This window comes from Paenibacillus antibioticophila (genome assembly GCF_000455265.1).
GTDB lineage: Bacteria > Bacillota > Bacilli > Paenibacillales > Paenibacillaceae > Fontibacillus > Fontibacillus antibioticophila.
The window spans coordinates 1,113,921-1,127,511 of the sequence record NZ_HG005139.1 but is presented as its reverse complement, the minus strand read 5'-3'; the positions used below and the strand labels follow the sequence as shown (position 1 = coordinate 1,127,511).

The 13,591-nt window shown below is 51.1% G+C and carries 13 protein-coding genes; 5 read left to right on the top strand and 8 right to left on the bottom strand.

What is annotated here, in order from left to right; translation table 11 throughout:
- The first annotated feature begins 311 nt into the window (after positions 1–311).
- From TX85_RS04945 to TX85_RS04925, 5 genes are all read left to right on the top strand, one after another.
- Positions 312–1,019, top strand: coding sequence for a response regulator transcription factor (locus TX85_RS04945; protein WP_044477998.1), 708 nt, complete (start codon positions 312–314; stop codon positions 1,017–1,019).
- Positions 1,016–2,101, top strand: coding sequence for a sensor histidine kinase (locus TX85_RS04940; protein ID WP_044477997.1), 1,086 nt, complete (start codon positions 1,016–1,018; stop codon positions 2,099–2,101). Before TX85_RS04945 ends, TX85_RS04940 begins: the two co-directional genes overlap by 4 nt.
- 72 nt (positions 2,102–2,173) lie before the next feature.
- Positions 2,174–2,905 (top strand): ABC transporter ATP-binding protein, encoded by a 732-nt coding sequence (locus TX85_RS04935; protein ID WP_044477996.1) that lies wholly within the window; start codon positions 2,174–2,176, stop codon positions 2,903–2,905.
- A complete protein-coding gene (locus TX85_RS04930; RefSeq protein ID WP_044477995.1) occupies positions 2,902–3,603 on the top strand; it encodes an ABC transporter permease in 702 nt (233 codons plus the stop codon). Before TX85_RS04935 ends, TX85_RS04930 begins: the two co-directional genes overlap by 4 nt.
- 13 nt (positions 3,604–3,616) lie before the next feature.
- Positions 3,617–4,354 (top strand): ABC transporter permease, encoded by a 738-nt coding sequence (locus TX85_RS04925; RefSeq protein ID WP_044477994.1) that lies wholly within the window; start codon positions 3,617–3,619, stop codon positions 4,352–4,354.
- A gap of 314 nt (positions 4,355–4,668) precedes the next feature.
- On the opposite strand, the gene TX85_RS04920 is transcribed toward TX85_RS04925, so the two are convergent.
- The 8 genes from TX85_RS04920 to TX85_RS27285 form a co-directional block, all read right to left on the bottom strand.
- The gene (locus tag TX85_RS04920; protein ID WP_044477993.1) at positions 4,669–5,553 is read right to left on the bottom strand and encodes a CPBP family intramembrane glutamic endopeptidase; all 885 of its coding nucleotides are present in this window, start codon (positions 5,551–5,553) and stop codon (positions 4,669–4,671) included.
- A gap of 70 nt (positions 5,554–5,623) precedes the next feature.
- Complete coding sequence (locus tag TX85_RS04915; RefSeq protein ID WP_044477992.1) at positions 5,624–7,561, bottom strand: serine hydrolase domain-containing protein; 1,938 nt, start codon at positions 7,559–7,561, stop codon at positions 5,624–5,626.
- A gap of 184 nt (positions 7,562–7,745) precedes the next feature.
- Positions 7,746–10,094, bottom strand: coding sequence for an ABC transporter permease (locus TX85_RS04910; protein ID WP_044477991.1), 2,349 nt, complete (start codon positions 10,092–10,094; stop codon positions 7,746–7,748).
- A gap of 1 nt (position 10,095) precedes the next feature.
- A complete protein-coding gene (locus TX85_RS04905) occupies positions 10,096–10,842 on the bottom strand; it encodes an ABC transporter ATP-binding protein (protein WP_233500611.1) in 747 nt (248 codons plus the stop codon).
- 130 nt (positions 10,843–10,972) lie between these two features.
- Entirely contained in the window at positions 10,973–12,232 is a 1,260-nt protein-coding gene (locus TX85_RS04900) for a HAMP domain-containing sensor histidine kinase (protein ID WP_044477989.1), read from the bottom strand.
- On the bottom strand, positions 12,229–12,915 hold the full coding sequence (locus TX85_RS04895; protein ID WP_044477988.1) for a response regulator transcription factor: 687 nt from the start codon (positions 12,913–12,915) through the stop codon (positions 12,229–12,231). Before TX85_RS04895 ends, TX85_RS04900 begins: the two co-directional genes overlap by 4 nt.
- Positions 12,916–12,993: 78 nt before the next feature.
- Positions 12,994–13,320, bottom strand: a complete 327-nt coding sequence (locus TX85_RS04890) for a response regulator (RefSeq protein ID WP_044477987.1) — start codon at positions 13,318–13,320, stop codon at positions 12,994–12,996.
- Positions 13,320–13,544, bottom strand: a complete 225-nt coding sequence (locus TX85_RS27285) for a hypothetical protein (RefSeq protein WP_044477986.1) — start codon at positions 13,542–13,544, stop codon at positions 13,320–13,322. Before TX85_RS27285 ends, TX85_RS04890 begins: the two co-directional genes overlap by 1 nt.
- Positions 13,545–13,591 lie beyond the last annotated feature (47 nt).

Below are 13,591 nucleotides of genomic sequence, written 5' to 3'. Positions count from 1 at the left end.
TCTAGTATCCGATCTCTATATCTTTTAGTATACCCGAGATTAATAGGAAATCCATTAAAAAGCTTGGCACCTAGGATATGGCGCGTTTTTATGGGATATGAACGATTAAGTCCAAAAATTTTCCTTTGAAAACAAAGACTTTAACCCAAAATATTGAATATTTCACGCTCATTCTTGGAAAACCGTTATAATCAATCCGAAACTGGCCCATCCAGGAATTATAGTCCCTGGATGGGCTAGTTTTTATGTTAACCATTCATGGAACTGGTATGATGGTAGATGCAGGAATTTTTTCAAGTGGAGTGAGTCAAATGGAAAACGGAACTGTTTTACTGGTTGATGACGAACAGGGCTTGTTGGACCTGTTGGCGTTTACGTTGCGGAAATTCGGGATCCCTAATCTGCTAACCGCAACAACCGCCCATGAAGCGTTAGAGATCATTGCACGTCATGATGTATCCCTGATCGTCCTGGATGTCATGCTCCCTGACGGGGACGGATTTGACGTTTGCCGGCGGATCAGAACGATCACCGAAGCGCCTGTGCTGTTTCTGACCGCGAAAAATCAGGATATACACAAGATTACCGGGTTTGAGCTGGGGGCGGACGACTACATTACCAAGCCGTTTAACCCGACCGAAGTGGCGGCGAGAGTGCAGGTTCATTTGCGCAGAATGGCCAAGCTTCAAACGTTGTCCAAAGCGGTTTACGATTTTGAGCATTTTCAACTGAACAAGCAAAGCGGGCAATTATTCGTTCAAGGGCGGGAGGTCTCATGTGCGCCGATGGAATTTTTATTGCTTGCTTTCTTTTGCGAGCATCCCAATTTTATTTTTACGGTGAGCGAATTATATGCAAAAGTGTGGAGGCCCTATCAGGAAGGCGATGAAAAAACGGTGGTGATCCATATTTCAAGAATCCGGAAGAAAATTGAGCCCGATCCCGGACGACCGCAGTTTCTCGTCAATATGAAAGGGCTGGGCTATAAATTGGTGAAAAAAGCGAGGAATGTTCAATGACGATTGTGCAACGCTCTATGCTGTTGTCCCTTGTATTTTTAATGGCTTCCGTATTAGTGATCTCCGTCGGGTTTGTGGCCGTTACCGTTGTGTTAATCTTTCTGATGCAATATTTCCCGGCCCTTCAACTTCTGGATATCAAGGTTTATCATGTCTTGGTTTTTGTCTCTATTTTAGGCTTCTATATGTATACGGCCGGTTGGTTAATCGGCAAGCCTTCCCTCGCTGTTGTCGGCTGGATGAAAGGGCTCTCCGAAGGGAAGTACGACTCCCGTTTTTATGGCGAGCGGTATTCTTTTCTGTGGAGGAAAAAGGATAAAATTAAACTGATCTATATCCCTTTCAAGGATATGATTGTTCGTCTTCAGGAATTGACGGCCACGCTGGAGCACAACCGCCAGGAACTTGAGCAGGCCAACGAATTAAGGGAACAGTGGATTTCGGGCGTATCCCATGACATTAAGACCCCCCTCTCTTACATCAAAGGATATCTCGATGTGATGGTTAGCCCGCAAATTGAATTGGTCAAGGAGGAGAAGGAGCGCATTTTCCGGTTGCTATCTCAGAAAGTGCAAGAAATCGAGGGGTTGATCCGAACGTTTCAGTTCAAACACGGAAAGCCTCGGGTACTGAAGACAAGAAGCGATCTTGTCCGTTTCTTGAGGGAACTGACGCTCGACGCGGCCAACAATCCCAAATCCGCTGCCTGCCAGTTCAGCTTTGAATCCCAGATCTCCGTATTGCCGTACTATTTCGATTCCAAGCTACTCAAAAGAGCGGTTCAAAATATTTTGATGAATGCCGTATTGCACAACCCGCCCGAAACGAGCATCACCGTCCAGATAAGAACGGATCAGAACATACAAATCATTATAACCGACGATGGCGTAGGCATGCCTTCCGAGGTCGTTCAACGTTTCGACCGCCGCCACCCGGGCGATCTCCAGGATAAGGACGAGGGGATCGGCTTGTTCGTCGTGAAAGACTTGATCGAGGAACACCGGGGAGAACTGGAGGTTCACAGCCGTCCGAACCAAGGAACGACCATCACGATCCTGCTTCCGCTTGATGCCGTCAGGTAAATTTCGTTTACCTGACGTTTACTTTGTTCGCTTACTCTGTGGAAAGAATATGAACAGAGGTGAACAAAGAGAATGGCAAAGTACGTCCTAGAGACAGACGCTTTATCCAAACAATTTGGCGATCATCTATCCGTGAACCGGGTTGATTTGCAAATCCCCGAAGGCTCGGTTTACGGGTTTTTGGGACCTAATGGAGCCGGAAAATCGACCACCATCAAGATGCTGCTCGGACTGATCAAGCCCGACGGCGGGAACATCACGATTTTTGGCAGGCCCTTCCCCGAAGCGCGGATTGAAATTCTGAGGCAGGTCGGATCCTTGGTTGAATCCCCGTCCTATTACGGACATTTGTCGGGATATCAAAATATGAAAATCGCAGCCACCTTGTTGGAGGCTTCGGAGTCACGCATAGCGGAAACGCTGGAATTGGTCCGTTTAACGGATCAAGCCGACAAAGCGGTCCGGAAGTACTCGCTGGGCATGAAACAGAGACTCGCCATTGCGATGGCGATCCTCCACCGCCCCAAACTATTGATCCTTGATGAGCCGACCAACGGGTTGGATCCTTCGGGTATACAGGAAATCCGCAGTTTGATCACCGCTATGCCAAACATGTACGGCATGACTGTATTGGTGTCGAGCCACCTATTGTATGAAATTGAACAGGTCGCGGATCATGTGGGAATCATCAATGAAGGAAAACTCATTTATCAGGGCAGCCTGTCCTCCCTAAAGGAGCTAGGCGGGGATCGGTCACTGGAGCAAATCTTCCTCGGCATGACCGGCATGGGGAGAAGCTTATGATCAGGCTGCTTCGCGCGGAATGGATGAAATTGAGAACGTTCTGCCTCGTGCTGCCGGTCGCCGCGGCGGTTTTGCTATTAGGGGTGATAAGCGCGTTCTGGTACATGAATTTTCGAGGAACGCCCGGCGGTGCTTATGCCACAATGTCCGTGATGTACTTTTTCCTTTCTTTTACCCTTATGCTTAGTGTCACCTTGCTCACCAGTATCATTGCTTCTACGGAGCATGAAACGAAAGTCTGGAACCGGATCTGCACGATACCTATAGCGAAGCCGAAAATTTACTTAAGCAAATGGATCGTCACATGCCTGCTGCTGTTCATCGAAGTATTGCTGATTATCGCGGGCACGATCGTGCTCTGGAAGCTGTTTTTTCATGAACCGGCACCGCTCGAAATCATCGTCAAACAGCCGCTCTATTGTTTTTGCGCCGTTTTAGCTTTTGTCTCCATCCAAACCTGGTTATCCATCGTCTTTGCCAACCAATCGATGGCGATTGGAGCGGGGGCAGCCGGTTCCATGGCCAGTTTGTTTTTGGCGCGCTCGACATTTCCCGTCCTCCATTACATGCCGTGGACGTATCCCGCACTGTCCACCCCTCTCATTCCTGGACATGGGCGGTGGGTATTTGCCGGCCTAGCCGTCGGAGTCGTTCTATTGGCCGCGGGATGTTGGCATTTTAACAGGAAAAACTGGTAGGAGGGATATCGAGATGAACAAACTAATTACCGCAGAATTCATGAAAATCCAATGGAGGCTGATCGCCCTCCTTATCCTCATCGCCCTGATGGCGGATGTAACATTGGCTAGCAGCAATTGGGGCATGCTTTCCGCCGTTTACGAACCGAGTTGGCCGAATTACCTGATGTATATCATAAACCTGCATACGTCGTTTTTCTTTCCGCTGTTATCCGGGACCATCGCGGGTCTGATCTGCTTGTACGAGCATAGATCAGGGGGATGGAAGCAGTTGCTTGCCACACCTTACTCCCGTTCCAGCATCTATTCGGCCAAGTACGCCGTGTTGCTCTGCATGCTGGCGATCATACAGGTGCTATTCATCGCGGCGGAGATCGGCAGCGGCATGGTTGCCGGCGTTGAAGGCAACCTCGATTGGCTATTCGTGGTGAGCGGCGCCGTGTTGGGCTGGATCGGCATCCTGCCGTTGGCCGCCATCCAGTTATGGTTTTCCAGCCGGTTTAAAAACTTCGGCATCGCCTTCAGCATCAATGTCGTCTGCGTCCTGCTGAACATCGTGTTCTCCGGCCTTCCGTCTGCGCTTGGCATGTGGTTTCCGTTTGTTCTGCCTTTCTATACCATGATGCCGCAAGGTACACCTTTCTCGCCGCGAGTTCAGGAATGGAGCTTGTACGCGATGGTCGGCATCAGTTTTGTCTTTTATTTCTTACTGGGTAAGTACATGTTTCGAAGAAAACCATTGGGAGCTTGAAGCTTTGGGAAGGAGCGGTGGTGGACTGATTACGAGATTTGAGAAACGGTGGCAAAAATCCAATTAACGGGAGTTTCTCCCGTTAATTTGGCTTGTTTCGCACAAACGTCACCCTTTAACTGGAAATACTCCCGCTAATTCCGCTCAAAAGGGCGGAATTAGTAGGAGTGTCTAAGATTAGCTGGAGGTTTTCCAGCTAATTGCGAGTTACTGTCAACATAGGCCAAAATAACGGGAAGTTTTCCCGTTATTCTTCAGGGCATGTTGCTCCAATTAACTCATTGCCTCCCCCTGAAAACTCCAGCTATAGGGAGTCATCGCAATGGACTATGGTACCGGGGATCATCGACAGCCTCTTTGTGACCGCTAGTCTTCTTGCGGCCTGCAATCAACATCGCCGCGCAGACCAGTCCAAGCACCAGCGTTGTTATTGCGCTTCCTTCCAGACCAAAGCTGCCTCCGCTGAGCCAGCTTACACCCTGCAGTTCCATGCTGTAAATTCCTTCAACCGGATGCCCGCTGACCGCAACGCCAAATACATAACCCTGGAACAAATTCCAGGCGGTGTGAAAGGCGACGGCGAAGTAAAGATTCCCCGTCAAGATCGTCACACCCGAGAAAACCAGCGACACGAGCGTGATATTAAGGGCGCTAATCCAGGTGAACCCGCCGTTCATCATATGCCCGAGCGAGAATCCGGCTGATATGATTGCCATGGCCCAGAAGGGAGACAATCGGCTGGAGAGAAGCTGCTGAATGTACCCCCTGCAGAGAACCTCTTCGGAAATTCCCGCCAGGATGGAGACGATGAACAAATCAACGAAATCGATCCGTCCCCATTTCGGATGCAGCCAATCTCCTTGTACATTTGCTATGCCCAATGCCAGCAGAATCACGATAATGGTGCTCAGCAGCAATGTTCCGCTTAAAAAGCCGGTTAAAAGCCTTTTGCCGTCCGGACGGACAAGGCCAATCGAAGCGAGCGGCTTTTTACGAATAACTTTGACGACAAACCCGACAACAAGCAGGATATACAAGCCAAGCCCATTAAATAGGCGCGCCCATCCGTCCCCGGAATCCGTCCACAGTGACAGACCGAGCATACAGATCCTCTTCAACACAAACATAGCCGCTACCGCAAGCAAGACTTCCCATCCCGCGCGCAATTGATTGGACTTATTTATAAAAATAAACCGCATCGTCTGGCGACCTTCTTCCTAATAAATTTCACTTTCTTGACGAAGCCATTGTGCATAGCTTTGCAGTGCCTTACGGGATGAAGTAGAAGAAGTGCCAGTTGGCCAACAGCAAGACAAAGCCGGTGAACAGCACGCCCGTGGCGATCCGCCCCCCTTTCTGCCATTTGGATTGCGGTATACTTCTGCTTTTAACCAGGGAGAACACATACATTCCTGCGGCAAGCAAGGTCAGCACCCCATTTAGGGCAACGCCAAAATTCATCTGGCCTACCGTCACGTTTTCGTTGATCATGGCGTTCACCAGCAGGTAGAGAATGTTGACTACGAGAAGTGTCCCGCACAGGACTGCGGCCGCCAACAAACGACCGCCTGCCGATCCTGCCGACGCGGACAGGGCGCCTTTTCTTTTACGCAGAAGCCAGCGGATCAACAGAACAAAGGGAGCCAGCAGAAAAAACACGATTGCAAGGATAGCCACTGCCAAATAGCTGATCAGCGCGGGAAGCGAGCGGCTTCCCTTGAGCGGCAATATATCCGTGGCAATTCCTTTGCTTAACCTGACTACTTCTCCGTCCGAAATTTCCGCATACAGCACCGGCGCCAATCTTTCAAATCTCGGATTGTCGGACTTGGCGAACTTGTATACATTTGGACTTGTTTGTTTAAGCTCGCCCGACATGCCCATCACGCTCAAGGTAAGATCATGCTCCCCTTTCGCTTCCACCTTGATCAACCCCAGATAATTGGTAACCTCGTGATAGGTGGAGTAAGTACCGCCCGATTGAACGTAGTATCCGGCCAATTTGCTGGACGGTGACAAATCGGCCTCCGGGGCCGGTTCCTCGGTTTCCTTCGCCTTGTCCTGAACCAGCAGATTTATAATGCCTGAGGTAAGCTTCTGCTCGATCTCTGTGTTCGTCAAAACAACGATGCCAAGCCGCTCCTCGGGAACGACCGCAAAGTTGCTGGAAAAACCCTTCACATTCCCGCTGTGACCGACGACATGTGGCTCTGCCCGGTATTCCCAGAATCCGTGCGCATTGGAGAGAATTTCCCCGTTCGGCGTATAACTGCGGGAAAGCATTGTCCGCGCCGTCTCCGGTCGGGTGAAGAGCGGGCTATCCGCGGCGTACAGTGCCATGGCGAAGCGGGCCAGATCCTCCGCCGTACCTTCCATGGCTCCCGCAGGATACAAGGGGACATAATAGTGCGCTCTCGCTTCGAAGCCACCTTCCTGCTTCACTGCGTAACCTGCAGCTTCCGCCTCCCGCAAATCCGGATGATCCGCCAAGGTAGGATGGCCGGATGTGCGGTTCATTCCCAGAGGCTTCAGAATATGGTTCATTTCATAGTCGGAGAAAGATTCCCCGCTCACCTTCTCCACCGCCAGGCCGGCCAAGGCCGTGGCAAAGTTGGAGTAAGCGATCACTTGGCCGGGTTCATAGATTTGTTCCGGCTGATTGGACAGCAGCGTCTCTTCCAGCGAGGTCAAGCTCTCCGCCGACAGCGTAAACGTACTCAACGGGTGCTGTTCATAACCGGCGGTATGACTCATGATATCCAACATCGTTATCGGCTTGTCGTAACGCAGCTTCTCCGCGACCTCTTTTGGAAAATACGCCCGGATATCCTGATCCAGCCGCATCTTGCCCGCTTCCACCAACTGCATCACAGACGTCCAGACGAAGGCTTTGTTGATGGAGCCGTAAGCAAACACGGTAGCAGCGGGATCATCCGCTGTCTTGCGCTCCAAATCGGCATAGCCGTACCCCTTGGAGAAAATAATCCGGTCACCCTTGGTGACCACAACCGCGGCGCCAGGTGTTGATTTGCCGATATATGAGTTTACGTAGGCGTCGATCTCCCGCTCCAGTCGGTTGTAAGGAATCCCCGAAGGGGTTTCCCCGGTTTGGGTCGTATCCGCCGCAGAGGCCGGAACCAAAAAAACGGTAAAAAGAAGTACACTTATCAAAAGCGCAAATAACGGCTTCCGCATTGCAGTGCTCATTTTGTTGTTCTCCTTCCAAGAGAGTATTTCATATCTTTTTAATGCAGACATAGTAGGTATTTAATAACCACAATTAGTTTTTGCTCGTCCTCCGGATTTCCGCAGCTTATTGATTTCAGGCACAACGCGACCCATCTTTGCGGTGCGATACATCTGTATCTTCAAGCAATAAGCTGCCATCCTGCTACTCCGTTATTAACACATAGGGGGTAACCCCTTTGATTCTGCGCGCCACAAACAGCGAAACCAGACAGGAAAAGGCTACGATGACCGTGCATAACATGGCAATATACGGCATCGGGACGATGAAACGGACTCTGGAAATTCCTGCATCCGCAAGCAGGAGTTCCAAAATGGCGTTGGTATACAGGGCGCCCAGAGCGCCGCCCGCCACAACACCGGCAATCGTTACGGGAATGATACTTAGCGTCAACTGGGCTATCAGTTGAAATGAAGTGTAGCCCGCCACTTTGAGGATTCCCACATCTCTTCGCCGTTTCAGAATGGATGTCTTGATCACAAGAAACAGAATTAATACGACCACCAGTACCGATATGGATAGAATGACTGTCATCACGGCCAACAAGGCCGAACCATATACTTGTGTCCCGCTTTCCTTGGATTCGTTCACATCCGTTAAGGAACGGATCAGATTCCCGTACTCCGCCTGGACCTCTTGCATAAAAGCCGTCTTACTGCCCTCCTGCAAGTATACATTGATGGACATCCCCTTGAGCCCGGGGATTAAGTGATTCACGCCCGTCAGGGTCAGTGAAGCCCCCTTTCCTTCCGCACTGAATGATTGATTCAACCCTGTGATCAAATATATATAGGAACCGTTAACGGCTTCCACCTTGATGGAGTCCCCGATCGTTTTGCCGAGCAGACCCGCCAGCTTGCCGGTGACGGCAATCTCATTGTCATATAGCGGATAGCGCCCTTCATACACCGTTTGGTTGTCCATATATTCGAATTGATCGATAATTTCCGTACTTACGTTCTGACCCTGAATCACTGTTGGAATCGACTCCATTAAAATAGCTTTGTTCACCCCTGCCATCTGCCGGATCGCCGCAAGTAATTGTAAACTGTCCACGCCGGACTCGACCTGGATACCGACATCGGGCGTTTCCGACCCGAGCATGCGGAACAGAGCTGTTTTGTCCATGGCCGTGTTGTAATACAGAATCACCGAGAAAACCGAAGCGAATGTGACCGCGGCCATAATACATCCAAGAAGCAAATTTTGGCGTCCGGCGGCTAATGTCGTTTTGCAGGCGAGCAACCAATGAACGCCGCCTCGGGTACGGCTTAGCGGGAGATAGTTGCGCTTGAAATTATGGGACTTAATTCCTCCCCGCAAGGCTTCGACGGGATGAAGCCGATAAATGGGCGCAGCCGAAAGGTACGCCACCGCAAAGACCAGGAAAGTCACCATCCCGACGCAGGCCAGCGTAAAGACCGCATGCGCGCTTCCGTTCCATACCAGTCCCGCCAATGCAGAGACCATGTTCCCGTATAGGGGCATAACCGCGCAGGAGACGGCCACACCAGCGACGCTTGCCGCGAATGCAAGCCATATAAACGGCACGACATACATGAATACAATCTGGAGACGAGTGTAGCCCATCGCTTTCAGAACGCCGATACCGACCATCCCCGTTTCGATACGGTCCGTTACGCGGAATTTGATCACAAGAAGTGACACCAACACCATAACCGCCGCAAAGACGACCAGAATCAGGCTGACAAAGTAAACGATGAATGCCCCGCCATCCTCGGCCATATGCGTATCCGCAGCCCAAAAACCGGGAATCACGGTCTCGTTGGACTGAGGAAACGCTCTGTAGTAATCCATTAAGAGCGTGCCCGATTGCTCGCTGTCCGTTAAGATGGCGGACATTAGCGTTCCTTGGGCTGCAGGTCCCGCATCCTTGGACAACTGGAGGTAGCTGGCCTGCGACAAATATAACTTCAGCATATCCAGCTTGGGAGTCCCCATTAAAGTCGACTCGAAAAATCCAGCCACGCGATAGGTATACTGCTTATCCCGATAAGTAACGGGGAAGTTATCCCCCAGTTCGTAACCGCCTCTCACTTTGAGGGTATACGGAATATAAATCCCGTCCTTATACTCGATGGAAGCCGCCTCAATCAGCTTAACCGGAGCGATATTCCGGGCGGCATCCGCATCAAGCACCATGGTACGAATACCATAACCCAAGTCATATTTATAGAAAGGAATCGTAGCCGAGGACAGCAAGATTACGCGCTCCGTCTCCACCTCTTGTACCCCCGGATAAGATGACAAAAAATCCCGGTAAGCCGCCTTGTAGCTCGCGCTGTTCATCGTAATGCTCACGTGCGGGTCGTGCAGCTCCCGCACCTTATCCGCATAAAAACCGTCCATGTCGGTGAGCGAGGATAGACCTAGGTTCATCAAAAGTCCGGCAATCATGATCAGAATAAACAGGAAAACGGCAGTGCTTTTTGACTTTTTGTAATGGTAAGAGGCCGGATTTAATACGTTCAACTTACCACCCCATTTCGGCCAAAAATTCGTTGAGTCTCTCCCGCCGTCCCCCATCCTGTTCGTCCTGGAAAGCCCCCAATGTCAAGTCACCGTAGATGGTGCCGTCGCGCAAATACAGGATACGGCTGCCCCTTAAAGCCGTTCTCACATCATGCGTAACCATCACGATACTCTGTCCGCCCCGGTTCATCCCTGTCATCACATCCAACACGCTGTCGCTGGACGCGGAATTAAGGGCGCCTGTAGGCTCGTCCGCGAACAAGACTAACGGGTCGTTTATACAGGCGCGGACCATGCCGGCCCGCTGGGCCTCTCCGCCCGATAACTGGGACGGAAATTTGCCCCAGGAAGAGGCGGGTAATCCGACTTGGGTTAAAAGCTGCTCCGCTTTGGCCGTAAGCGCCCGCCTGTTTCTGTTCATCAGCAGTCCGCTCGCCAGCACATTATCCATCAAGCTCATGTGATCCAGCAGGTGCGTTTGCTGAAACACGAATCCGCAGTGAGTTCGGCGAAAAACGGCAAGCTGGTCTTCGGTGTAGCGCGTAATATTTTTCCCATCAAAATAAATCTCGCCCAAAGTGGGTTTGTCCATGCCGGAAAGCGCATAGAGCAATGTCGATTTGCCGGAGCCTGAGCTGCCCATAATCACCGTAAAGTCTCCCTCCGGTATTTCGAGGTCCAGATTTTTGAGCACATGCTGCTGATTTCCGCCCGTGGAGAAGGTTTTGCATAGTTTCTCCGTTCTCAATATCTTATTTGGCACGAAACGATCATTCCCTTGTCGACGAATTGCACCATCGGCTGTCCGCTACATTACTATCCTACAAGATCAATTCTTAGTTAATCTTTGTCTAATCCTTAACCATTCCTTAAATAGGTCAGGCCAACTTGATGCTCAAGGTGACGGTAAAACCGTCGATACGGTTATGACACTCGATGTCGCCTTGCATGCTCCGCATCAAATATCGTGAAATAAATAGCCCCAGCCCGGCCCCGGTCTGGCTTTCGATGTTGTGACCGCGGTAAAACTTGTTAAACAGTAACGGCAGCTCCTCCGGGCTAACTCCTTTTCCGTAATCCATTATCTCGATCTGCAGCCTGTCCCGATGAATATATGCATTGATTTTAATCCTGGTGCCCGCGTATTTGTAGGAGTTGCTCAGAACGTTGTCGAGAACTTGCTGCAAACGCATAGGATCCACCAACATAAGGCATTCCGGAATAGGTCCGCATTCAATCCGGTCATCGTAATTTACGTTCTTGATCATTTCTTGCAGGATTGAACTGTATTCCTCGGTCACATTCACCTTCAGCTCCTGCAATTCCTCTAGGGTCGCATGGAACATATCGGTAACCAGCCGATTGATTTGCTCGGCCTTGGCATGAATCATGCTTAGCTGGCTGACCGTCTTCTCATCGTTTGCGCGCACCAGCATCAATTCGCTGATCGCCTTGATGGAGGAGACCGGCGTCTTGATATCATGGCTCAAGCTGGCGACAAGCTCCTTCTTGCTTCGGTTGGCCTCATATTCGCTCTTCCGCGCCGCCGCCAGCTCCTCACGCATCATGTCAAAGCTTTCTGTGAAAGCGCCGAATGGATTGTTTTTTTCCATTTCAAGCGGGTAGTCCAGATTTCCGCGGGCCACATGCAGGGCGAATTTTTGCAGCTTTTGGAACGGCCGGAATAGAGAACGGTTTAAAAACAGGACATAGAGCGCGCACATTACTATTAAAACGCTAAATGTGGTCAGAGCCACCGACGCCAAATGCCGTTTGCTGCGCTGAATGGTTTGCCCGTAATCATCGTGGATGATCAGTTTTCCCGCAGGCTGCCCCGAAACCACCACATCGAGCACCACATCCCTGTTCCTGACGGCATCGTTCACGGTTTCGGGCAGCCCGCCGGTCGTCCGGTAGCGCACATTCCCGAGTGAGTCAAGCACGACAAATTGCTGTGGGATGCCGCTGTAATCGCCTGCCTCAATCTCGTTCCAGCGGCTTTCCACCGTCTTTAACAACCGGTTCGCCATCACCGTATCAAACCGGGGGTCGACGTCCGGTTCAATCACCCGGAGCGCTAACGTGAAACCGAGGATCCATACCGCAAGCAACGTCAGGAGCATCCTCTTTATTCTCATCGCGTGCCGTCCTCCAGCACATATCCCGTACCCCACACCGTTTTGATATATTGGGGATGGTTGGGATCATCCTCGATCTTTTCGCGTAAGTGACGGATATGCACATTTAGAGTTCCGTCTCCGGTAATCGATTCGCCCCATACCTTGGCGAACAGCTCCTCTTTGGGCACCACCCGGTTTTTATGCTGTGCCAAATAGCAGAGCAGACGGTACTCCAGTGTTTTGAATTTAACTTCCTCGCCGTTTACCCGAACACGGGAAAGAGCCAAATCGATCCGCACCCGCCCGAATTCCAGCACGTCCGCCGCGGGATGTTGCTTTCCGTAACGCCGGAGTACGGTTTTGACCTTGGCCAGCAGAACGCTTAGTGTATACGGCTTTTGGATATAATCGTCGCCCCCGATGTTCAGGGCGATCAGCACATCGTCATCACTGCTGCGGGCGCTGATAAAAAGGATCGGGAGATCCATCGTCCGCCGCAATTTTTTGCACAGGTCAAACCCCGAACTCCCGCCAAGATTGATATCGAGAAGAATCAGCGAGGTGTCGTTCTCCCGCAGGAAGCGTTCGCATGCCTCCGCGCTGGTCACACAGGCCGTTTTTACCTCAAACATATTGAAATATTCGCATGTCGTCTCCGCAAGCACTTGCTCGTCATCTACAATTAAGCAGTCAAAGTTCATATTTACGCTCCATGATTCGCCAGAATTTGAACATATTCATCCCATTAAGATAGCATGAAACCCGGCTGCGTGGAAATGTTACCCAGCACTCCGGCAAGTAATATCCCGTTCCCTCTCGGTTAAGCCGTAAGGATTCGTCATGTTGTTGTCCGGCTGCTGAAAAAGCTGCTGCGCGACATGCGGCGAGATCATCGTGCCTCCGCTATACACGAGTCTGATCGTCGCCGCGAGTTCCTTGGGATGAACCGATTTCAGCAGATACCCCTCCGCCCTCAGGCGCAGCGACTCTGCGACGACATCGACTTCATCCAACGTGGTCATCATGATGACGCGAACTTCCGGCCACTTCTCTTTCACCAGCCTGGTTGCATGAAGACAGTCCATTTCAGGCATGTGGATGTCCATCAGATGAGGTCCGGCAGCTCCCGTTCGCAGGCCTCCTTCGCCTGCCTCCCGTCACCGGCCACGCGCACCTGCATATCCTTTTCTTCGCCAAGCAGCAGCCTCAGGCTTTCGAGCACCAGCACATGGTAGTGAATATTCATTTGCATCAGCGCCTGATCATCGATCTGGGACGAATACTGCTCAAGGATCGTGTACTGCTCTTTCACGACGGCATTTCGCCCCAATAAGCATCCTGGTCAGCGTTAGCATAAATACGCATGGGACAGACCGA